Here is a 22,423-nt window from a genome sequence, read left to right on the forward strand (position 1 = left end):
CGCTACGCTTCCTTTTGTTCCGTTTTTTCCAGCAACAGCGCATTTAGCTCTTCCTGTACGCGCTGTGGGGTAATATCGATCAGGCTCTGGTGATAACCTTCGGCAGCATCGCCTTTACGTACTTTGTGGTAGCCGCTAATCAGGCGGATAACGCGCGCTTTATGCGACAACGGCGGCGTGAAGTCGGGGCTGCTCGGACCATAGAGCGCCACCAGCGGGCGGTCCAGCGCAGCTGCGACGTGCATCAGGCCGGAGTCGTTGCTGACCACCGCTTTGCAGGCGGCAATCAGAATGACCGCCTGCTCAAGCTGAGTTTCCCCGGCCAGGTTGCGGCACCATGCCTGCTGCTCGCTGCTCAGCGTCGCAACGATCTCTTTACCCGCGTCGTTATCCTTAGCGGAACCGAACAGAACGATCTGATAACCGTCATCAATAAGCTGTTTTGCCAGTTCTGCGTAGTGGTAGTGCGGCCAGCGTTTCGCCGGGCCGAACTCCGCGCCGGGGCAGAAGCCGATAATCGGCCGATCTGCTGAGATATTGAACGCGCTACAGGTTTGTGATTTCTCGCCTTCATGAACCTGTAGTCGCGGCCAGAGCAGCGGCTGCGGCAGGTCTTTCGCCGAGCGCATCACCCCTTTGTCGTAGGCTAAACCCACATAGCGTTCAACCATCAGCGGCCAGGCCGCTTTATCCAGCTTGCGGGCATCGTTTAGCAGGCCGTAGCGCATCTCGCCGAGCCAGCCGGTGCGCAGCGGGATATTGGCAAAAAAAGGAACTAAAGCGGATTTAAACGAGTTCGGCAGCACGTAAGCGCGATCGTAGCGACGCTCGCGCAGGCTGTGTCCCAGCTTACGTCGTTCGCCGATCTCCAGCGCGCCATGACCGAGCGGCATCGGAATCGCTTCGTTAACTTCCGGCATACGTGACAGCAACGGACGACACCACGCGGGCGCCATCACGTCGATTATCGCCTGGGGATAGCGCGCCTTGAGCGTGCGATACAGACTTTGCGACATCATCATGTCGCCCACCCAAGACGGGCCCACCACCAATATCTTCATGCTTACTTCTTACGCGTCGCGATTGAGCCAGGCCATATATTCCGTTACGCCTTCGGCGACGGTCTTAAACGGTTTGTCATAGCCCGCAGCGCGCAGGTTAGTCAGATCCGCCTGGGTAAACGCCTGATAGCGGCCTTTTAGTTTATCCGGGAACGGAATGTATTCGATGCTGCCTTTCTGATGATAAGCCAGAGTCGCATCGGCGACTGCCTGGAAGGATTCCGCGCGACCGGTGCCAAGGTTGAAAATACCGGACACGCCGCTTTCCCAGAACCACAGGTTCACCGCGGCAACGTCGCCGACGTAGACGAAGTCGCGCTTGAAGCCGTCGCTGCCTTCGAACAGTTTCGGGTTTTCGCCATTATTCAACTGAGTATTGAGATGGAAAGCGACGCTCGCCATGCTGCCTTTATGGCCTTCTCGTGGCCCGTAAACGTTGAAATAACGGAAGCCGACAATTTGCGAATCCGCTTGCGGCAAAATCTGGCGAACGTATTCGTCGAACAGAAATTTGGAGTAACCATAAACATTGAGCGGCTGCTCATATTCGCGGGATTCGATAAAGTCGCTGGTGCGGCCGCCGTAGGTCGCCGCGGAAGAAGCGTACAGGAACGGGATTTCACGCTCCATGCAGTAATGCAGCACTTCTTTTGAGTACTGATAGTTGTTATCCATCATGTACTTGCCGTCCCACTCAGTGGTGGAAGAGCAAGCGCCTTCATGGAAAATAGCATCGATATCGCCGAATTCCTCGCCAGCCATAATCTGGATCAGGAAGTCTTCTTTATCCATATAATCGGCAATATTCAGATCCACCAGGTTCACAAATTTGGTGCCGTCTTTCAGGTTATCCACGACCAGAATGTCGGTAATGCCCTGGTCATTCAGCGCTTTAACGATATTGCTGCCGATAAAGCCTGCGCCGCCGGTAACGATGATCATAACTGTAACCTTTAAATGTAGGGAGTCCAGAGACAATCCGGACACGAATATTTCTATCATATCACCACATCGTAAAGGCTTCAGCCCTTCGCCGAGAAGGTGCCGCTGGTCTCACGTTTTATCCACAAGATCATTCAGGATGCATCAGGGCGGCAGGCGGCGAAACCGCCAGCAACAAGGATAGCGCGGTGACCGGCGTTGCAGCCGACGGATAACGTATCTATACCCTAAATTATTTGAGTTGCAGGAAGGCGGCGACGCAGTGAATCCCCGGGAGCGTACTCCAGTACGTGACTGGGGTGAACGAGGAAAGCCAACGCACATGCAACTTGAAGTATGACGGGTATATGCTGCAAATAATTCATCTGGTAATGCATCATCTCGTATCAACGTATAGCTTTAGGTAATATGTGCCAAATTTGGCCGAATCTGGAGAATTGCAATGCGTGGGGATTTCTACAAACAGTTAACCAATGACCTGGATACCGCGCGTGCGGAGGGGTTGTTTAAAGAAGAACGTATTATCACTTCGGCGCAGCAAGCCGCTATCACCGTCGGCAACAGCCAGGTGATTAACTTCTGCGCCAATAACTATCTGGGCCTTGCCAATCATCCGGAGCTCATTGCCGCCGCGAAAAGCGGGATGGACAGCCACGGCTTTGGCATGGCCTCCGTGCGCTTTATCTGCGGCACTCAGGACAGCCATAAAGCGCTTGAGAAGAAGCTGGCGGATTTCCTCGGCATGGAAGATGCCATTCTTTACTCTTCCTGCTTTGACGCCAATGGCGGTCTGTTTGAAACCCTGCTCGGAGCAGAAGACGCGATTATTTCCGACGCCCTGAACCATGCATCGATTATCGACGGCGTGCGCCTGTGCAAGGCGAAGCGCTTTCGCTACGCCAATAACGATATGCAGGAGCTGGAAGCCCGTCTGAAAGAAGCCCGTGAGGCCGGCGCGCGTCATGTGCTGATCGCCACCGACGGCGTATTCTCCATGGACGGCGTGATCGCCAACCTGAAAGGCATTTGCGATCTGGCGGATAAATACGATGCGCTGGTGATGGTCGATGACTCCCACGCCGTCGGCTTCGTGGGCGAAAACGGCCGCGGCTCCCATGAATACTGCGACGTGATGGGCCGGGTAGACATTATCACCGGCACCCTGGGTAAAGCGCTGGGCGGCGCATCCGGCGGTTATACCGCGGCGCGTAAAGAGGTTGTTGAATGGCTGCGCCAGCGCTCTCGTCCGTACCTCTTCTCCAACTCGCTGGCTCCGGCGATTGTTGCCGCCTCCCTCAAAGTGCTGGAGATGGTGGAGGCAGGCGGCGAATTACGCAATCGTCTGTGGTCTAACGCTCGTCTGTTCCGTGAAAAAATGACCGCCGCGGGCTTCACTCTGGCGGGTGCCGATCATGCCATTATCCCGGTGATGCTCGGCGAGGCTACCGTGGCGCAGGCGTTTGCGCGCGAGTTACAAAAAGAAGGCATTTACGTCACCGGATTTTTCTATCCGGTGGTGCCAAAAGGCCAGGCGCGTATCCGTACCCAGATGTCTGCGGCGCATACCCCTGAACAAATTGAACGTGCGGTGGCGGCCTTTACCCGCATCGGTAAACAACTGGGCGTCATTGCCTGAGGGTGTGATATGAAAGCATTATCCAAACTGAAGGCGGAAGAAGGCATCTGGATGACCGACGTACCGGAACCGGAGGTCGGCCCCAACGATTTGCTGATTAAAATCCGTAAGACCGCGATTTGCGGTACCGACGTGCATATCTACAATTGGGACGACTGGTCACAAAAAACCATTCCGGTTCCGATGGTGGTAGGCCATGAATACGTCGGCGAAGTGGTAGGTATTGGCCAGGAAGTTCGCGGTTTTAAGACTGGCGATCGCGTTTCCGGTGAAGGGCATATTACCTGTGGCCACTGCCGTAACTGCCGTGCCGGACGCACGCATCTGTGCCGCAATACTACCGGCGTTGGCGTAAACCGTCCGGGCTGCTTTGCTGAGTATCTGGTGATCCCGGCATTTAACGCGTTTAAAATCCCGGACAATATCTCTGACGATCTGGCGTCGATTTTCGATCCATTTGGTAATGCGGTTCATACCGCGCTCTCTTTCGATTTGGTCGGCGAAGACGTACTGGTTTCCGGCGCAGGCCCGATCGGCGTGATGGCGGCAGCGGTAGCGAAGCACGTCGGCGCGCGTAACGTCGTGATCACCGATGTGAACGAATATCGTCTGGATCTGGCGCGTAAAATGGGGGTTACCCGGGCGGTAAACGTGGCGAAAGAGAACCTTAACGAGGTGATGGCCGGGCTGGGCATGACCGAAGGTTTTGATGTCGGTCTGGAGATGTCCGGCGCGCCATCAGCGTTCCGTACCATGCTGGATACCATGAACCACGGCGGGCGAATCGCGATGCTCGGAATTCCGCCATCGGATATGTCTATCGACTGGACCAGGGTGATTTTTAAAGGGCTGTTTATCAAAGGGATTTATGGCCGGGAAATGTTTGAAACCTGGTACAAAATGGCTGCGCTCATCCAGTCTGGTCTCGATCTGTCGCCGATTATCACCCACCGTTTTGCGATTGATGACTTCCAGCAGGGCTTTGATGCCATGCGTTCCGGTCAGTCCGGAAAAGTGATCCTCAACTGGGATTAATTTAACCCGCGCGGCGCCATAAAAAGCGCCTGCGGGTCATGCCGGTCAGTCAGGTACTGTTTGCCGGGCTTTATTACCGGTCAGAAAGAAGATATTCGCCATCTCCGCAGCCTGTGAACAGCATGGGGGCGTTTTACTCGCGCCCAACCCCCTGCAAATCTTCAGCTACCGGAGTGCTGAAAGTTATAAAAAAGACAATACTCGCTGGCAAATGAAGCCACATAGAAACCCGATGACTTACTTAACTGACCGGCATGACCCGGACGATTTTTGAGAATTAACTTACAGTTTTACGATATCGCTCCCACGCCGCACTTTTTTTAAAGTGCTTTCTTACTTAATCATTTATACAGTCTGTTTAGTCAACGTTTATCCCTTACAAAAAACATGCTTAAACTTTCTGTATGCTTATTGACCTGTAATTCATCCCGCTTGTTACGGGAAGTTTTACCCCCTTTGCTCAAGGTAGCCGATGAACTTATCGTCATCGACTCAGGCAGCACGGATGCCACGCTGCAGATTTGCCAGCAATTTGGCCTCACCGCTCACCATCATCCTTATGTCACTCACGGCGCGCAGATGAATTACGCCATCTCACGGGCTACGCATGACTGGGTACTGTGTATGGATAGCGATGAAATTCTTGATGATGAGGTAACAGCGGCAATTCTGGCGCTAAAGGCGGGTGATGAGCCTGACCCAGCCTGTGCATGGCGTCTGCCGCGCTACTGGTTTGTTTTGGGTGAAGAAGTGCGCACCATTTACCCGGTGTCATCGCCGGATTTTCCGGTGCGCTTATTTAATCGCGCCGTTGCCAGATTCAATGACCGCCCGGTGGACGATCAGGTAGTGGGTTTTAAACACGACAGTAAGCTGCCGGGTTTCGTTCGCCATGACACTTTCTATTCCCTGCACGAGGTATTCAGTAAGCTGAATAGCTACACCACGCGGCTGGTTGTGCACCAGAAGATCAGGCCGTCGATCGGGCGCGGAATTATCAGCGCGATTGGCGCGTTCTTTAAGTGGTATCTGTTCAGCGGCGCATGGCGGAAAGGTAAGGTAGGCGTGGTCACCGGGCTATACGCGACGTTTTACAGCTTTCTGAAATACTTTAAGGCCTGGTATGCCCATCAGGATAAGCAGGAACCCGCGGCGAAAAAGCACACGGATTCCCGAACGGTTTAGTGAGTTGGGCTATTCCAGCCCTGCCACTTCAATTTATAGTACTGCACCAGCGTACTCTGGCTGATGCTTTCGCTGAGAATGGTAAAGAAGCGGCTGGCATTTACCGGCTTCGGCGGATGCTTCGTTTTACACAGCGTCACGCCGCGGAACGGATTACGCGGCGGCTGAACCGGCTGCGTTGAGGTGTCGACCTGCGGCTCGTTGAGCAGGCTACTCGGGCGCACCAGAGTAATATCTGACGGCAGGTTATACACCATCTGCTGCAGTACGCGTACCGTGGTTGGATGGGGATGGCCAATGGCGATCGCCGACCCGTTACGGCGCGCCAGAGCAATCGCGCGATTGAACTGATAGCGGATATCCGCTTCGTTCTGCGTATCGTCGAGGAACACCTTACGCTTAATCACCTTCACGCCAGTGCCCTGCGCCGCGCGCATGGCCTGAGTGTTGCCGATGGTGACGCTATCAAGGAAATAGAGGTTGTAGTGCTCCAGAGCCTGCATCACCTTCTGCATGCCAAACAGATTCGAAGTCATGGCGCTGCCCATATGGTTGTTCAGCCCCACGGCGTAGGGGACTTTGCCATACGCGTCGCGGATAATACGCGCGATCTCGTCACTGCTCATATCCGGACGAAGCGTGTCTTTTTCCAGCGGCTGTTTGCTTAGCGGCGCCATCGGCAGGTGAATCAGCACTTCGTGCCCGAGATTATGCGCTTTGATCGCCATTTCACGGGCGTGAGGGGCATTAGGGAGTACGGCAACGGAAATCGTCGCAGGCAGCGCCAGCACCTGATTTTCTGTTTGCGGACGGTAACCAAAGTCGTCAATAACGATGGAGAGTTTGCCGGCAAAAACCGGCGACGCCATAATCAGTGTAGTGGTTACTGCGAGTACAATTCGGCGAAACTGAAGCAAAACTTATCTTCCCAACCACGGCAGTGGATTGACCGCCTGACCCTGGCGGCGAATTTCGAAATAGAGCGACGGACGGCCCTGACCACCGCTGCTGCCAACGAGCGCGATCGGCTGACCCGCCCGGACCTGAGTGCCAACGCTGACCAACGCGCTTTGATTATAGCCGTAAAGACTCATGTCGCCTTTACCGTGCGCAACGACGACGACCAGGCCATAGCCCTGCAGCCAGTCGGCAAGAATAACGCGGCCATCAGCGATCGCTTTAACCTCGCTGCCTTCAGACGCAGCGATAACCATCCCCTTCCAACGTAGTTCACCTTGCAGCCGTTCGCCATAACGATGCAGAATTGTCCCGCGTACCGGCCAGAAAGCCTGGCCGTGCGGCGCGCCAAGACCACCGGTACGGGACATCAGCGAACGTTCGCTTTCAGTGGGCTTATAGGTGGTACCTTTACGTGAAGCTTCCTGCTGGCGATCGCGCACCGCCTGCGCTTCACGGGCTTCACGATCCGCGCGGGCTTTGGCTGCCGCCTCCGCTTGCGCAATACGACTACGCAGGCGCGATTCGTTTGCCCGCATTTCACTCAGCTGCTGCTGACCTTTTTGGATCGACGATTCAAGGCTGGCGAGGGTTTTTTTACGTTCGTTGCGCGCTTGTTCCAGTTTGTTCTGCTGGGCGCGTTGCTCATATACCAGGGTTTGCTGCTGGCTCTGTTTCTCTTCCAGCATGGATTTCTGCACCGCCACCTCTTCACGCGTTTTCTTTAGCTGGGCGATGGTCTCCTGACGCGCCTGGTTCAGATAGCCAAAGTAGGCCTGCAGACGCTCATTACGCTGGCCCTCTTCGCCGCTGAGGATCATCTGGATGCCGGTATGCGGCCCCTGACGAAACGCGGCGTCAAGCTGCGCCGCCAGATTACGCTCCTGTGAAGCGCGCTGGCGTTCCAGCTTCGCAAGCGCGGCGTTCATTTCGTCGATCTGCTTATTCAGCTGATTCAACGTCTCCTGGGTTTCTCGCAGTTTACGCGCGGCGGCGGAAATGGCTTCTTCCTGCGCCTTAAGCTGGGCGAGCAGGGAAGCGCGCTGCTGCTGCTGCTGCTTAATCGCCCGCTGTTTGGCGGCGATATCGGCCTGAATGGATTTTAGCTGGTCACGATCATCTGCATGCGCAGATGCGGCGCACAGCAATACGCCAGCGCTAAGCGCGCTGGCGTAAAGGACGGATCGAACTGCCGTTGCGATCCATGTAGTTGAATAAGTCGCCTTTCCCCTCATGGGGAAGGATTATTCCACGATGAACAGCGGCTTGCCAGTCATCTCTTGCGGGATTTCCATTCCCATCAGCGTCAGCATCGTCGGCGCGATGTCGGAAAGTTTGCCGCCGTTGACCGCTTTGACGTTTTTATCGCCAACGTAAATCAGAGGAACCGGCAGGTTAGTGTGCGCGGTATGCGCCTGGCCGGTGGCGGGATCGCGCATCTGTTCGGCGTTGCCGTGGTCTGCGGTAATTAACAGTTGGCCGCCGACCGACTCTACCGCCTGAGCGACCTGGTCGATGCAGTGATCCAGCGCTTCCACCGCCTTCACTGCGGCTTCCATCACCCCGGTGTGGCCAACCATATCGCCGTTCGGATAGTTGCAGATGATAGTGTCGTACTGACCGCCTTTGATCGCGGCAACCAGTTTTTCGGTCAGCTCGGCAGAACTCATTTCCGGCTGCAGATCGTAGGTTGCCACTTTCGGCGAGTTGATCAGAATACGATCTTCGCCCCTGAACGGCTCTTCGACGCCGCCGTTAAAGAAGAAGGTTACGTGCGCATATTTTTCCGTTTCAGAAATACGCAGTTGGGTTTTATCGTGCTTCGCCATCCACTCGCCGTAGGTGTTCACCAGCGAAGCAGGCGGATAAGCGACGGCGGTTTTGATGTCAGCAGCATATTCGGTCAGCATCACAAAGTTGATATTAACCACTTTCTTACGAGCGAAGCCGTCAAAATCAGCATTAACAAACGCACGAGTGATTTCACGCGCGCGGTCGGCGCGGAAGTTCATGAAAATCAGCGCATCGCCATCTTCCATTGCCGCATCGGCTTCGCCTTCTGCGCGGATAACCGTCGCTTTCACAAACTCATCGTTTTCGTCGCGAGCATAAGCCGCCTGCAGACCCGCGACGGCGGTATCCGCCTGAAACTCGCCTTTTGCCAGGGTCAGCAGATCGTAAGCCTGCTCAACGCGATCCCAGCGGTTGTCGCGGTCCATCGCATAGTAACGACCAACGATAGAAGCCACGCGGCCTTTGCCTAATGCGGCAAATTTGTCTTCAAACTTTTTCAGCGAAGATTCAGCACTGCGCGGCGGGGTATCGCGACCGTCAAGGAAAGCATGCAGGTAAATTTTTTCTGCGCCGCGTTCCGCGGCCAGTTCCACCATCGCCATAATATGATCTTCATGGCTGTGTACGCCGCCCGCAGAGAGCAGACCCATAATGTGCACGGCTTTACCTGTGTTTTTCGCCTGATCCACAGCGCCTGTCAGTACCGGGTTAGCGAAAAATGCGCGATCTTTAATTTCAACGTCCAGGCGGGTCAGATCCTGATAGACAATGCGGCCTGCGCCAAGATTGACGTGGCCCACCTCGGAGTTGCCCATCTGACGATCCGGCAAGCCCACTTCAAGACCGGAAGCATCAATCAGGGTATGAGGACGTTTCGCCCACAATGCGTCCATAACGGGGGTTTTTGCGCTGTAAATTGCGTTATCCTGCTGCTCTTCGCGATAGCCGTAGCCATCCAGAATCACCAGTACCATAGGTTTTTTAGAAACCGACATTGCGACAACCTCATGCTCAAAGACAAAAATTTGCGTAATTTTACTACAGCTGAATCGATCAAATTACCGTAAAAGATCAAAGAAAGAGAGCGGCCAGAGCGCAGCATTAGCTTGAAAGCGGTTTTTTTTCGTGACGAACCGCAGAAAATACATTACATCGTGCTCACTGGCTGTATTTGCCGCAATGCACAGGTATACTCCTTCCCTGGTTTTTTTATCACTTAGTCGGGAGTTGTAACCCCCCATGCAAGAAATAATGCAATTCATCGGCCGTCACCCCGTCCTGAGCATCGCGTGGGTCGCGTTGCTGGTGGCGGTGCTGTTCACTACCTTTAAAGGGCTGATGTCGAAAGTTAAAGTCATCACCCGTGGTGAAGCGACGCGCCTGATCAATAAAGAAGATGCTGTGGTTGTCGACCTGCGTCAGCGTGACGATTTTCGTAAAGGCCATATTGCTGGCTCCGTTAACCTGCTGCCGAGCGATATCAAAGCAAATAACGTCGGCGAGTTGGAAAAGCACAAAGCGCAACCCATTATAGTGGTAGACGGCTCCGGTATGCAGGCGCAAGAACCCGCCAGCGCGCTGAATAAAGCCGGTTTTGAAAAGGTCTTCGTACTGAAAGAAGGCATCGCCGGCTGGAGCGGCGAAAACCTTCCGCTGGTACGCGGTAAATAATTTACCCGCGCCTTTTATGGCGTAGCGCGTTTTCCCTCTGGCGCCTTTTCGTCAGGGGGAAATGATGTCTGCGACGTAAAATCCTCGCGGGTAAAACAGGAGTGAAGTCATGGCCAATATTGATATCTATACCAAAGCGACCTGTCCGTTCTGCGTGCGTGCGAAAGCGCTGCTGAACAGCAAGGGCGTGACGTTCAACGAGTTGCCTATCGATGGCAATGCCGCAAAGCGTGAAGAGATGATTCAGCGCAGCGGCCGGACGACGGTTCCGCAGATTTTTATTGATACGCAGCACATTGGCGGCTGTGACGACTTGTACGCGCTTGATTCACGTGGTGGACTCGATCCCCTCTTGCGCTAATTTTTACGCCCATCCCATCGACGGGCGTATTTAAGGACAACACGAAAGGGTTTTACTATGTCAGAACAAAACAGCACCGAAATGACTTTCCAGATTCAGCGTATCTACACCAAGGATATCTCCTTCGAAGCGCCGAATGCTCCGCAAGTTTTCCAGAAAGACTGGCAGCCGGAAGTTAAACTTGATCTGGATACCGCGTCCAGCCAACTCGCTGAAGGCGTGTATGAAGTGGTGCTGCGTGTGACCGTCACCGCCTCGCTGGGCGAAGAAACTGCATTCCTGTGTGAAGTACAGCAGGGCGGTATTTTCTCCATTGATGGCATTGAAGGCACCCAGATGGCGCACTGCCTCGGCGCATACTGCCCGAACATTCTGTTCCCGTACGCGCGTGAGTGCATCACCAGCCTGGTTTCTCGCGGTACCTTCCCGCAACTGAACCTTGCGCCAGTGAACTTCGATGCGCTGTTTATGAACTATCTGCAGCAGCAAACTGGCGAAGGTGCTGAACAACATCAGGATGCCTGATGAACGCGCTTAATGCTGCAATGACTGTGATCGGTGCCGGCTCTTACGGCACCGCTCTTGCCATCACCCTGGCAAGAAATGGCCACCATGTTGTGCTCTGGGGCCATGACCCGAAACATATTGCGACGCTGCAACACGATCGCTGCAACGCCGCATTCCTTCCTGATGTGCCTTTTCCTGATACGCTGCATCTGGAGAGCGATCTGGCGACCGCGCTGGCAGCCAGCCGCGACATCCTGGTCGTCGTACCGAGCCATGTATTTGGCGAGGTTTTGCGGCAGATTAAACCGCTGATGCGCCCTGATGCGCGCCTGGTCTGGGCGACAAAAGGCCTCGAAGCAGAAACCGGCCGTCTGCTGCAGGACGTGGCGCGGGAAGCGCTGGGCGATGATATCCCGCTGGCGGTAATTTCCGGTCCAACGTTCGCCAAAGAGCTGGCGGCAGGCCTGCCGACGGCTATCTCCCTGGCCTCCACCGAACCGCAGTTCGCTGACGACCTGCAAATCCTGCTGCACTGCGGCAAGAGCTTCCGCGTCTATATCAACCCGGATTTTATTGGCGTTCAGCTCGGCGGCGCGGTGAAAAACGTTATCGCCATCGGCGCCGGGATGTCGGACGGTATTGGCTTCGGCGCCAACGCGCGCACCGCGCTTATCACCCGCGGGCTGGTGGAGATGTCTCGTCTGGGAGAGGCGCTTGGCGCCGATCCGGAAACCTTTATGGGCATGGCGGGGCTGGGCGATCTGGTGCTGACCTGTACCGATAACCAATCGCGTAACCGCCGCTTCGGCATGATGCTCGGTCAGGGCATGGATGTGCAAAGCGCACAGGATAAAATTGGTCAGGTGGTTGAAGGCTACCGTAATACCAAAGAAGTTCGCGTGCTGGCGCAGCGTTTAGGCGTCGAAATGCCAATAACTGAGGAAATTTATCAGGTATTGTATTGCGGAAAAATTGCGCGCGAGGCAGCATTAACCTTATTAGGTCGTGAACGCAAGGACGAGCGAAGCAGTTTCTCCACGAAATAATTCGTGCTGCAGAAAGCGATAAGCATGTCCGGAAAGGATCTCGCCGTCGCGGAGTAATGGCTCGCAAGGGTAAGTCTCATGAATGAGACCAATAAATCAGCAGCCAGCGTCTATGCAGCCTGAAGTATATACACAAAATCATTCATGCAAGTTGCATCAAGGCGGCAAGCGATCGAATCCCCGGGGCTTACTAAACCGGGGCGAATCAGCACAGCCACCACAGAGGCAACATGAAGGATGGCGAGTATAATGGGGATCGTCACAAGGGAACATTTATCGTCTGTATGACCCGGTCAGCAAAGAACTGGCCGGTCATTATTATATCGTCTGGAGTCAGCAATGCCGTGTGAAGAACTGGATACTATCTGGAATAATATTAAAGCCGAAGCCCGGGCTTTAGCAGACTGTGAGCCGATGCTCGCCAGTTTTTACCACGCCACACTCCTCAAGCACGAAAACCTCGGCAGCGCGCTGAGCTATATGCTGGCAAATAAACTGGCCTCCCCGATTATGCCCGCTATCGCGATTCGTGAAGTGGTGGAAGAAGCCTATGCCGCTGACCCGGAAATGATCGCCTCAGCCGCCTGCGATATTCAGGCCGTGCGCACCCGCGACCCGGCGGTGGATAAATATTCCACGCCGCTGCTTTACCTGAAGGGGTTTCACGCGCTGCAGGCCTATCGTATCGGCCACTGGCTGTGGAACCAGGGGCGTCAGGCACTGGCGATTTTCCTGCAAAATCAAGTTTCTGTAACCTTCCAGGTGGATATCCATCCGGCGGCGAAGATTGGCTGCGGGATCATGCTTGACCACGCCACCGGTATTGTCGTCGGTGAAACGGCGGTGATTGAAGATGATGTATCCATTCTGCAATCCGTGACGCTTGGCGGTACCGGTAAAACCAGCGGCGATCGCCACCCGAAAATTCGCGAAGGCGTGATGATTGGTGCCGGAGCGAAGATTCTCGGCAATATTGAAGTGGGCTGTGGCGCGAAAATCGGCGCCGGTTCCGTGGTGTTACAGCCGGTACCGCCGCATACCACCGCCGCAGGCGTTCCCGCTCGCATCGTCGGCAAGCCGGAGAGCGATAAGCCCGCGATGGATATGGATCAGCATTTCAATGGGATACACCATACCTTTGAATACGGTGATGGTATTTAACGCGTTCCCGGCAGCGAGGCTCCCTTCGCGTACACACAGGGTCAGAGTCATCCTGAATAACGTGCTTATCATCGTCCACTATTGATATTTTTCACGCCATCAGAAAAAATTCTGCAGCCCAAAAACCGGGATACAGCATAAGAGGTCAGCAAACGATCTGTCAGCAATGTGGCAACAGGGTTAACCTGAAAATCGTTCAGAATTGTAACCCACGGATTTTGCAAGGAATTGTTTCGGAAGGTTCTGTAAAGCCCAGTTTTCACAGTAAAAAAGTGCGTTGGGGGATGTGGTTAATGCAGGAAAGTAGCTATAATGCGCCCGCCTCCATGTAGCAATCGAGGCGCGGAAGATCGTCATCTCCGGTGAGGTGGCTGGACTTCAAATCCAGTTGGGGCCGCCAGCGGTCCCGGGCAGGTTCAACTCCTGTGATCTTCCGCCAAACGTCATTTCCCCCCCGCCGATAACATCCAAAAAGTCGCTTTATTTTCACAAATGCCTCATCCGCAAATCTCCCTCACTCGTAACACATAAGGCAACGGGGACACGCTGAATCTACTGGCAAAGTGCAGGACAATCACTTCCTCAGCCCACAAGCAAAAAATTTGATGGTTTGTCACCCGGAATACTCGATTCGCGTGGCAAAGCGGGAAGAAAACGCGTTATTGAAGTAAGAGCGGTAAAAATGGCCATTTCCCATAAAAATGGCCAAAATAAGCCAAGTTAGCGTGTCACATGTACCTGAGGTCGGGCTCCGCGCAGGAAATGCCCGTCCAGAGCGCGTTCCAACTGAGCTGCCAACTGTAATAATGTTCCGTCATTGGCCTGCCGGGTTTGAAAATGCATTCCCAGCGGAATGCCGGATTGCTGCCAGGCCAGCGGCACAGAAATACCGGGCGTGCCGGTTAAGCTGGCGAGCGGTGTATAAGAAAAAATGTCCCACAAGTCATAAAACCAGCTCAATACATCCGGGTTATCACTCAGGGTCAGGTACTTTTTTTCGCCCATCAATGGCGTTGGTTTTGAAAAAGTAGGCGTCAGAATGATATCCCATTGTTCATAAAACTGCCCCAGCTTGCGCGATGTCGTGTTAAACACATCCTGCATCTTCCACCGTTCGCTATAGGACATATCAATCCCTTTCTGCCAGATTTTGATGTTAATTGGCTCCACCTGATCTTCCGGCGGGGAGGAAAGGCCTTTCTTCTCCAGTAACCGCTGAATAAACTGGGCAAAATTGCTAATATAGCAGGTGGTTTGCGCCGCGAATGCGGCGTCAAAATCGATATCCGGCGTCACCCATTCCACCTCATGTCCCAGCTCTCGTAACAGCGTTACCGTTCGCTCCAGCTCGCTGACAAAATGCGGGTCGGCATGATATTGCCCCCATTGGTGTGATACCGCGATACGCAATCGACCAGGATCGCGTTTAATCAGTTCGCTAAACGGCTCATTGCTTTGCCAGTAGGGCATAAATTCCCCTGGTGCGCCGCCACGACAGCTGTCGACAAACAGAGCCGAATCCCGGACGCTACGACTCACGCAACCTTGAGTGGAAACATAACCGCTGATATCAGAAAGCCCGGGAGCAATAGAGAAAACGCCGCGGCTACATTTCAGACCGATCAACCCGTGAGATCCGGCGGGAATGCGGATAGAACCGCCGCCATCAGTCGCATGTGCAAGGGGAAGCACTCCAGCCGCAACCGACGCAGCCGCCCCAGCAGAAGAACCAAACGTGGTGTAATCCGGGTTCCAGGGATTATGCGTCACATATATGTCGGGATTTTCCGCCGAACCGCAGACGCCAAATTCTGGCGCGGCGCTACGCCCAATGATGTTCAGCCCGGCAGCACGGATTTTGGTGGTAAGAAACGCATCTTCAGTAGGCCTGTTGCCGCGCATAAATTTCGACCCTTGTTCCTGCAAACGGCCTTTCACTCCCGGCCCCAGGTCTTTGATCAAAAAAGGTACGCCGGCGAACGGTCCGTCAAGTCGGGTGCCATCGCGTTGCGGATCGGCGATAACATCATCGAACAGTTCAACGACGGCACTGAGATGCGGATTCACCAGCGCTGTGGCTTGCACCGCCTGTTGCGCTAACGCCGTTGGTGTGACATCTCCTTTTTTAATTAGCTCTGCCATCGCGGTTGCATCACAGGCACCCCATTCATCCCAACTCATTACGTTTTTCATCATCACGTTATCCTGTACTTGTCACACTGAATATTGTCGTTTTGCGGACCGGATACGGCAGATTAAAGCGTCGCTGGCGCTTCCCAGCGCGGCATCGCAGCCAATAAACTCCGCGTGTAGGCCTGTTTTGGCGCGGCAAACAGCTCGGCTGTCGGCCCCTGTTCAATAATTTCGCCCTTCTGCATCACGATTAGCCGATCGCACAAACGCGCAGCCACACGCAGATCGTGAGTAACAAAAATCATTCCCAGCCCAAGATCGCGTTGAATCTCTTCCAGCAATGAAAGGATCTGTTGCTGGACCGATACATCAAGCGCCGATACCGCTTCATCGGCCACCAGAACACGTGGACGACAAGCCAGCGCTCGGGCAATAGCCAGCCGTTGACGCTGACCACCGGAAAACTGACGAGGAAAGCGAAATAACGCCTCGCGAGGCAGCCGCACGCGATCCATTAATGTTTCCGCGAGCGCCCATGCGCTCGCGCGGTCGAGGCCAAAGTTAATAGCGCCTTCACAAATCGACGATCCAACGGTACGACGGGGATTAAACGAGCGGTTAGGATCCTGAAATACCATCTGTACCCGGGAACGCAGCGCCCATAATTCGCTCTCCCGACAAGACTGCACCTCTTTTTCCCCCCAACGAATCACGCCGCAGGATGGGTCGATCAGCCGCATCAGACAACGGATAAAGGTCGATTTACCGGAGCCCGATTCCCCGACAATGCCCACCGTCTCTCCGTAATGCACGGCCAGACTGGCGTCATTTAAAGCCGCTATCCTTTGGCTGCGTCCCAGAAGCGAACGTCGGGTATAGGTTTTAGCGACCAGCTCGGCACTCAACAAAGGCTGGCCACGCCGTTTATCTCCGCTACGCCGTGGTATGCCGTCAGGAACGCTACCCAGCAGCATTCGGGTATACGCCTGACGCGGCTGGCGCAGCACCTGGGCGGCCTCACCCTGCTCAACCACCCTCCCGAGATGCATCACCATGACGCTGTCGGCAATTTCCGCCACCACCCCCATGTCATGCGTAATAAACAACACCGCGCAGTCGTTTTCCTGTTGCAGTTCGCGGATCAAACCGAGGATTTCTTTTTGGGTAGTCACATCCAGCGCCGTGGTGGGTTCATCGCAAATCAACAGCCTTGGGCGCAGGATCACGGCCATCGCGATCACAATCCGTTGCCGCTGACCGCCAGAGAGCTGATGGGGATAGCTGTGATAGATACGCTCAGGATCTGGCAACTGGACCCGGGCAAATATCGCCAGGATTGCTGCCCGCCGCTCGCGGCGGGATAAGCGCTGGTGCGCCCGTAGCATTTCGTCAAGTTGTTTACCGCAGGTCACCACCGGGTTGAGTGCCGTCATCGGTTCCTGAAATACCATGCCGATTTGTGCGCCGCGTAGCGCATTGATCACCGAAGGCGACGCATAACGCCCCTGGTCAAGTAACAGGGTTTCTCCAATCTTCACCCTGCCGGCTTGTACGCTCAGCTCAGGGTCTAACAACCCCATCAACGTCATGGCGAGAACTGATTTTCCGGAACCGGACTCCCCGACCACGCACAAAGTACGTCCTGCCGGCAGCGATAAAGAGAGATCTTCAATGGCCTCCGCGCGATCGCCGCCCGGGGGGAGCGCAATTTTCAGGCCCTCAATAGTCAGTAGCGCCGGATCGCTGTGAGGAATGATGCCGGGGTCGAAATCAAGCGTAAACACGGCAGACATGGTTACCTCCTTATGGTCGGCCATCAGGCGCGCCGGGCGAGTTTAGGGTCGAAAACATCACGCAGTCCATCACCCAACAGATTGAATGCCAGAACGGCGGGAACCAGAAACAGCGCCGGGAACAGCACATTCCCGGGATGCTGGGCGAACTGAATGCGCCCTTCAGACATGATATTGCCCCAGGTAGGTATATCCGCCGGTAGACCGAGCCCCAGAAAACTCAGGATGGCTTCCGTGATGATGGCGGAAGCAGCAATAAACGTCCCCTGAACCAGAATCGGCGCCAGAGCATTAGGCAGAATATCGCGCCAAAGAATGGTGATTGAGGGCGTTGCCATGGTCCTTGCCGCTTCAACAAAAGGTTCGTCACGCAGGCTGATGACCAGGGAACGCACCAATCGTGTTACCCGCGGCACTTCGGGGATCGCAATCGCCAGCACTACCGTGGGCAGGCTGGCTCCCAGCATCGCTACCAGCGTAATTGCCAGCAGCACGGAGGGAATGGCCATCATACCGTCGACAATACGCATCAGAATCATGTCCAGCCGACGGTAATAGCCCGCAAGCATCCCTAGCAGACTGCCACCGGCCACCGCAATCAGCGCAGTGGCGACCCCCACCAACAGCGAAATACGGGTACCGAACAGAACCCGGCTCCAGATATCACGCCCCATGCTGTCGCTCCCCATCAGAAACAGATGGGGAATGACCTCACCATCTACCAGCGTCACCTCGCCCCGAGTACCGGCAGCAACGGAAATAAAGTTGTAATCCATGGTGGCGGGATCGAACGTTCCCAGCAGCGGCGCCAACCCGCCTAAACACAGCAGCAATATGAGAACTGCGCCACCCGAACGGACCGAAAGGTTATGCCACAACGTTGTCAGTGTGTTCATTGCTTAGCCTCTTCAGTTAACGCCTCAATAACGAATGCGCGGATCGAGTACCAGGTAGCTAATATCCACCAGCATATTCACCACCACATAGGCCAGCGCAAAGAACAGCACCACGCCCTGTAGTACCGGAAAATCACGGTTAAGTACCGCGTCTACCGTCAACTGGCCCAGCCCCGGTACCGCAAATACGGTTTCCGTGACCACAACGCCACCCAGCAATAACGCCGCGCTAATGCCGATAATGGTTGCGATGGGTACCGCCGCATTACGCAAAGCATGAGACGTGACCACTTGCCACTCGCGAATACCCTTCGCCCGCGCAGTGCGAATATAGTCTTCAGTCAGCGCCTCACTGACCGCCGCGCGCGTCATCCTCGCCAACAAAGCGACGTAGGTAATAGACAAAGAGAGACAGGGCAAAATCAAATGGTTCAGCCAGAGCCAGAAACCCGCAGACAACGGCTGATAGCCCTGAACCGGAAATAATGACGTTTTTACTGCCAGGAAGTAGATCAGCACGTAGCCGATAACAAATACCGGGACGGAAAAACCAGCAACAGAAAATGCCATCACGGCCCTGTCCAGCCACCCGCCCATCCGCCATGCTGCCAACGTGCCCAGCGGCACGGCAATGACCACGGTGAAGAGTAGCGTCAACAATGTCAGCGATAGCGTCGGCCCCAGGCGCTGAGAGATTAGCGTGCTGACCGGAGTATTAAGGAAGAAGGAGTAACCCAGATCGCCATTCAGCAGATGCTGGCACCAGATAACAAACTGCCGCCACAGTGGCAAGTTGAGTCCCAGTTGACTGCGAATACGCTCCAGATCATCACTGCTGGCGCCATTGCCGCCGATAATGGCCGCCGGATCGCCGGGGGTCAGGCGCACGATCAGGAAGACGATCGCCGCCACGATCATCAGTACCGGGATTAGGCCTAACAGCCGTTTGGTGATAAATAGCAACATAACATCCTCCCGGGCGGCTTATTGGCCGTTCTTACGGATATTCCAGTACACCTGGGCGCCAGCGGGCACAATGCCGCTGATGCTGTCGCGCACCGCGGCGGGGATCATGTATTGTCCCAACGGAACATGGGTAACAACCTGATAGGCGTAAGTCTGTATTTCCTGAGCCAGTTGCTGCTTCTCAGCATCGTCTGTCGCCCGGGCAAAACGCGCTTTCAACGCTTCGAGATGCGGATCGTTTTGCCAGCCGAACCACCCTTTATCGCCTGTGGCATTTAACATGGCATTATTGAGCGGGTTCTGGACATCCTCTGCGCCCCAGGCGCTGATAAAGGCATTCCAGCCGCCGGCGCCCGGCGCATCTTTTTTCGCCCGCCGGGATACCAGACTCGACCAGTCCATGTTCATGACCTGAACCTTGAACCCGGCCTGCTGCAGCATTTGTTGGGCAACTAAGGGCAGTTTGCCGATGGTGGCGTTATCAGTCGGGCGCAGCAGCACAATCGGCTCACCTTTATAACCAGACTGTCGCAGTAGCGCTCTCGCTTTTGCCAGGTCGGCCTTGCCGGTGAACGCCGTGCCCGGATCGCTGGCATAAGGGGTACCGCACGGAAACAGACTGGCGCAGGTACGATAGTATTTTGCATCGCCTACCTGAGTGCGTAGCATCGGTTCCTGACCGAGCGCCAGCATCGCCGCCTGCCTCACCTTCACATCATTAAACGGAGGCTGAATAAAGTTGAAGCGAAACATAAACTGATAGCCATTCGGCTGCGCATTCACCAGCCGTATGTGGGCCGTTTTGCTCAGGGTGGGAAGTTGTTCAAAGGCGGGCTGTTCGAGAATATCGACTTCATTAGCCAATAGCGCGTTCATTTGCGTCTGCGGATCGCGGATAATTTTCCATTCCACTTCATCGACATACACTTTCTTGCCGCCAGCCGTTCCTGACGGTGGCTCATTACGCGGCTTATACGCGGGGTTTTTACGAAACCATAAGCTTTCCCCTGGACGGAAGCGATCCGCCTCAAAGATATAAGGCCCCGAACCGACAATCTCCTTAATTGGCGTATCCGCTGAGGTATCGGCAATACGTTTCGGCATGATAAAGGGAACGTTTGACGATGGTTTACCCAGCGCTTCCAGCACCGGTCCAAACGGTGTGCGGAACACTAATTTGAATGTTTTCTCATTGACGATGTCCTGGTGGTCCAGCGCGCTGGCCATTAACCCCCCCAGCGTATCCCGCGCCATCCATCTCTTGAGTGAAGAAATCACGTCGGCACTGGTCACCGGCGTGCCATCACTGAATACCAGACCGTCACGCAGTGTGAAGGTCCAGGTTTTCTTGTCATCACTCACCTGCCAGCTCTGCACCATCTGTGGCTGAATAGCCCCTTTGGCATCCGTACCAAATAGTGTATCGAACACCATATAACCGAAATTACGACTGGCGTAGGCGGTGGTCCATATTGGATCCAGTACCGTGATATTGGAGGCGGGCACAATACGTAAGGTATTCGCTATGGCCGGGGCGGTAAAAAACCATTGCATGATGGCGATAGAACAAGCGCCAAGCAATGGCAAACCTCGCTGAACACGAGGAGCGAAAATCGCAGGGAATACACTGTCATATTTCATTGCCATATCCTCAGATTTTCGAGTGGACGAAGTCACGCTTTACATTAATGGGATGCGTAGTCAGTATAGAAACCGGCCGTCTGAGCACATATATACAGCGAGAATGAAATATTTAATAACAGTAGCTTAGGTCTGCACCGTCAGTATGCAATGATGTAAAAACTCATCATTGCGGTGCATGTCCTGCACCAGAAAAGAACAAAAAATCAGCAATTCCCGGAGGGGATATGGGGCTTTTGAACACCGCCTCGGCACAACCGTTGGTCAGGCAAATTGTCGACCGAATTGCCGGACAAATCGCCAAAAGGCAGCTCGTCCCTGGTAGCAAGCTACCGTCCATTCGCCAGCAGGCGCGTTTTTTCCATGTCAGTGTCATGACGGTGACAAACGCTTACAGTCGCCTGGTTGCGGAGGGGTATCTGGTCTCTCAGGCGGGACGGGGATACTTCGTGAGTCATTCACTGCCGCGAGGTGTCGTTGAACCGGAATCCGCCGGCGTTAAAGTGGACAAACTATGGTTGATTCAACGGGCCTATGAAGAGAACAATTCCTTATTAAAGGCGGGTTGCGGCTGGATCCATCCGCAGTGGCTGTATGGCGAAGGCATGCGCCAGGCCTTAACCCGGCTGGCACGCAACAAAACCCATGGTTTGACGCAATACGCATCACCACAAGGGCTGTTGCCGCTACGTCAGCAGATAGAACAGGTCCTTGCCCGACGTGGTATCCACGTACCGGCTCATCAGATCATGACCACTTCAGGGGCTACCCAGGCGCAGATCCTGCTGGTTCACTGTTTAACACGGGCGGGAGATACCGTGTTTGTCGACTCCCCGGGAAACAGCACCTTCTTTATTCAGCTACGGGCATTTGGTCTGAATCTGGTGGGAATTCAGCGCCGCCCTGACGGCTATGATTTATCGGCACTGGAACAGCAGTTGCGCCAGTATCGGCCCAAACTGTTCTTCACCACCAGCCAGCTACACAATCCCACCGGTTCATCCTTGAGCGCGACAATGGTCAACCAGCTCTTACGGTTGGCACATACCTATGAATTCACACTGGTAGAAAACGACATTATGGCCGGGCTGACGCCGATGGTACCCACAACCCTCGCCAGTCAGGATCAACTCCGACGGGTATGCTATATCGGCAGTTTCTCTAAAACCCTGTCGCCTGAACTGCGAGCAGGGTTTATCGCTTGCGACGAAGCACTCAATGAAAAACTGATGCTCTACAAAATGATTCACGGTCTCACGACGTCAGAACTCACCGAAACGCTACTGTGGACAATTTTAACGGAGAAAGGCTGGAGCCTGCATCTTAAAAGCCTGGCAACCCGCCTGGCCGACGCGCAACAGGCCGTATGCAACCGCCTGGAGAGCATCGGCCTGCAATTATTCCATCGCCCCAGCGGCGGCCCGTTTCTCTGGGCGCGCCTGCCTCATGAGGTTGATTTGTTAGCCATGACCCGCAGCGCTGCCGAACGCGGCATCCTGTTGGCGCCAGGGCACCTGTTTCATGTTGAACCCTGTCAGGAGCCCTGGCTGCGTTTTAACGTCTCTTACTGCCATCGACCTGAAGTATATGACTTTTTGGCCAGGTATATCGCCGAAGGGCGATAACGCTTTTGCGAAA

At 54.7% G+C, this 22,423-nt stretch carries 19 protein-coding genes and 1 tRNA gene; 10 read left to right on the forward strand and 10 right to left on the reverse strand.

The genetic code is table 11. From position 1 onward, the window contains the following. Positions 1 to 2: 2 nt before the first annotated feature. Both rfaF and rfaD read right to left on the reverse strand, forming a co-directional pair. Entirely contained in the window at positions 3 to 1,061 is a 1,059-nt protein-coding gene (gene rfaF / locus FN037_RS22535; protein ID WP_138360965.1) for an ADP-heptose--LPS heptosyltransferase RfaF, read from the reverse strand. 9 nt (positions 1,062 to 1,070) lie between these two features. Beyond that, on the reverse strand, positions 1,071 to 2,003 hold the full coding sequence (rfaD, locus tag FN037_RS22540) for an ADP-glyceromanno-heptose 6-epimerase (RefSeq protein WP_142503202.1): 933 nt from the start codon (positions 2,001 to 2,003) through the stop codon (positions 1,071 to 1,073). A 442-nt stretch (positions 2,004 to 2,445) separates the two neighbouring features. On the opposite strand from rfaD, the gene kbl reads away from it, so the two are divergent. From kbl to FN037_RS22555, 3 genes are all read left to right on the forward strand, one after another. Then, the gene (gene kbl / locus FN037_RS22545) at positions 2,446 to 3,639 is read left to right on the forward strand and encodes a glycine C-acetyltransferase (protein WP_138360963.1); all 1,194 of its coding nucleotides are present in this window, start codon (positions 2,446 to 2,448) and stop codon (positions 3,637 to 3,639) included. A gap of 9 nt (positions 3,640 to 3,648) precedes the next feature. After that, positions 3,649 to 4,674 (forward strand): L-threonine 3-dehydrogenase, encoded by a 1,026-nt coding sequence (gene tdh / locus FN037_RS22550; RefSeq protein WP_138360962.1) that lies wholly within the window; start codon positions 3,649 to 3,651, stop codon positions 4,672 to 4,674. Between the two features lie 387 nt (positions 4,675 to 5,061). Then, positions 5,062 to 5,859: a glycosyltransferase family 2 protein gene (locus FN037_RS22555; protein WP_138360961.1), complete on the forward strand. Its 798-nt coding sequence runs from the start codon at positions 5,062 to 5,064 to the stop codon at positions 5,857 to 5,859. On the opposite strand, the gene FN037_RS22560 is transcribed toward FN037_RS22555, so the two are convergent. The 3 genes from FN037_RS22560 to gpmM are packed head-to-tail and all read right to left on the reverse strand — an operon-like array spanning position 5,856 to position 9,605. After that, positions 5,856 to 6,776, reverse strand: coding sequence for a divergent polysaccharide deacetylase family protein (locus FN037_RS22560; protein ID WP_185929294.1), 921 nt, complete (start codon positions 6,774 to 6,776; stop codon positions 5,856 to 5,858). The genes FN037_RS22555 and FN037_RS22560 overlap by 4 nt on opposite strands. Positions 6,777 to 6,779: 3 nt before the next feature. Then, the gene (envC, locus tag FN037_RS22565) at positions 6,780 to 8,051 is read right to left on the reverse strand and encodes a murein hydrolase activator EnvC (protein ID WP_138360960.1); all 1,272 of its coding nucleotides are present in this window, start codon (positions 8,049 to 8,051) and stop codon (positions 6,780 to 6,782) included. A 9-nt stretch (positions 8,052 to 8,060) separates the two neighbouring features. Continuing rightward, positions 8,061 to 9,605, reverse strand: a complete 1,545-nt coding sequence (gene gpmM, locus FN037_RS22570; RefSeq protein ID WP_138360959.1) for a 2,3-bisphosphoglycerate-independent phosphoglycerate mutase — start codon at positions 9,603 to 9,605, stop codon at positions 8,061 to 8,063. Between the two features lie 244 nt (positions 9,606 to 9,849). Here gpmM and FN037_RS22575 point away from each other — a divergent pair, with 244 nt between their 5' ends. The 6 genes from FN037_RS22575 (at position 9,850) to FN037_RS22600 (ending at position 13,795) form a co-directional block, all read left to right on the forward strand. After that, a complete protein-coding gene (locus tag FN037_RS22575) occupies positions 9,850 to 10,281 on the forward strand; it encodes a rhodanese-like domain-containing protein (protein WP_138360958.1) in 432 nt (143 codons plus the stop codon). A gap of 109 nt (positions 10,282 to 10,390) precedes the next feature. Further along, complete coding sequence (grxC, locus tag FN037_RS22580; protein WP_138360957.1) at positions 10,391 to 10,642, forward strand: glutaredoxin 3; 252 nt, start codon at positions 10,391 to 10,393, stop codon at positions 10,640 to 10,642. A gap of 57 nt (positions 10,643 to 10,699) precedes the next feature. After that, positions 10,700 to 11,167, forward strand: a complete 468-nt coding sequence (secB, locus tag FN037_RS22585; protein WP_138360956.1) for a protein-export chaperone SecB — start codon at positions 10,700 to 10,702, stop codon at positions 11,165 to 11,167. Next, positions 11,167 to 12,195 (forward strand): NAD(P)H-dependent glycerol-3-phosphate dehydrogenase, encoded by a 1,029-nt coding sequence (gene gpsA / locus FN037_RS22590; RefSeq protein ID WP_138360955.1) that lies wholly within the window; start codon positions 11,167 to 11,169, stop codon positions 12,193 to 12,195. The genes secB and gpsA overlap by 1 nt, the downstream gene beginning before the upstream one ends. A gap of 339 nt (positions 12,196 to 12,534) precedes the next feature. After that, positions 12,535 to 13,356 (forward strand): serine O-acetyltransferase, encoded by an 822-nt coding sequence (gene cysE / locus FN037_RS22595; RefSeq protein ID WP_138360954.1) that lies wholly within the window; start codon positions 12,535 to 12,537, stop codon positions 13,354 to 13,356. A gap of 344 nt (positions 13,357 to 13,700) precedes the next feature. Then, positions 13,701 to 13,795 (forward strand) — tRNA-Sec (locus FN037_RS22600). Positions 13,796 to 14,076: 281 nt separating this feature from the next. Here the strand turns inward: FN037_RS22600 and FN037_RS22605 are convergent. Genes FN037_RS22605 through FN037_RS22625 form a run of 5 tightly spaced genes read right to left on the reverse strand, consistent with a single transcriptional unit; the run spans position 14,077 to position 20,785 of the window. Beyond that, complete coding sequence (locus tag FN037_RS22605) at positions 14,077 to 15,552, reverse strand: amidase (protein WP_260607929.1); 1,476 nt, start codon at positions 15,550 to 15,552, stop codon at positions 14,077 to 14,079. A gap of 59 nt (positions 15,553 to 15,611) precedes the next feature. After that, positions 15,612 to 17,282, reverse strand: coding sequence for a dipeptide ABC transporter ATP-binding protein (locus FN037_RS22610; protein WP_138360953.1), 1,671 nt, complete (start codon positions 17,280 to 17,282; stop codon positions 15,612 to 15,614). Between the two features lie 23 nt (positions 17,283 to 17,305). After that, complete coding sequence (locus FN037_RS22615; RefSeq protein WP_138360952.1) at positions 17,306 to 18,178, reverse strand: ABC transporter permease; 873 nt, start codon at positions 18,176 to 18,178, stop codon at positions 17,306 to 17,308. A 24-nt stretch (positions 18,179 to 18,202) separates the two neighbouring features. Then, positions 18,203 to 19,144: an ABC transporter permease gene (locus FN037_RS22620; RefSeq protein ID WP_142503203.1), complete on the reverse strand. Its 942-nt coding sequence runs from the start codon at positions 19,142 to 19,144 to the stop codon at positions 18,203 to 18,205. 18 nt (positions 19,145 to 19,162) lie between these two features. Then, complete coding sequence (locus tag FN037_RS22625) at positions 19,163 to 20,785, reverse strand: ABC transporter substrate-binding protein (protein WP_138360950.1); 1,623 nt, start codon at positions 20,783 to 20,785, stop codon at positions 19,163 to 19,165. A 227-nt stretch (positions 20,786 to 21,012) separates the two neighbouring features. Here FN037_RS22625 and FN037_RS22630 point away from each other — a divergent pair, with 227 nt between their 5' ends. Further along, complete coding sequence (locus FN037_RS22630) at positions 21,013 to 22,410, forward strand: PLP-dependent aminotransferase family protein (protein ID WP_142503204.1); 1,398 nt, start codon at positions 21,013 to 21,015, stop codon at positions 22,408 to 22,410. Positions 22,411 to 22,423: the final 13 nt, after the last annotated feature.

This window comes from Klebsiella sp. 2680 (genome assembly GCF_900198535.1).
GTDB classification, from domain to species: Bacteria; Pseudomonadota; Gammaproteobacteria; order Enterobacterales; family Enterobacteriaceae; genus Klebsiella; species Klebsiella indica.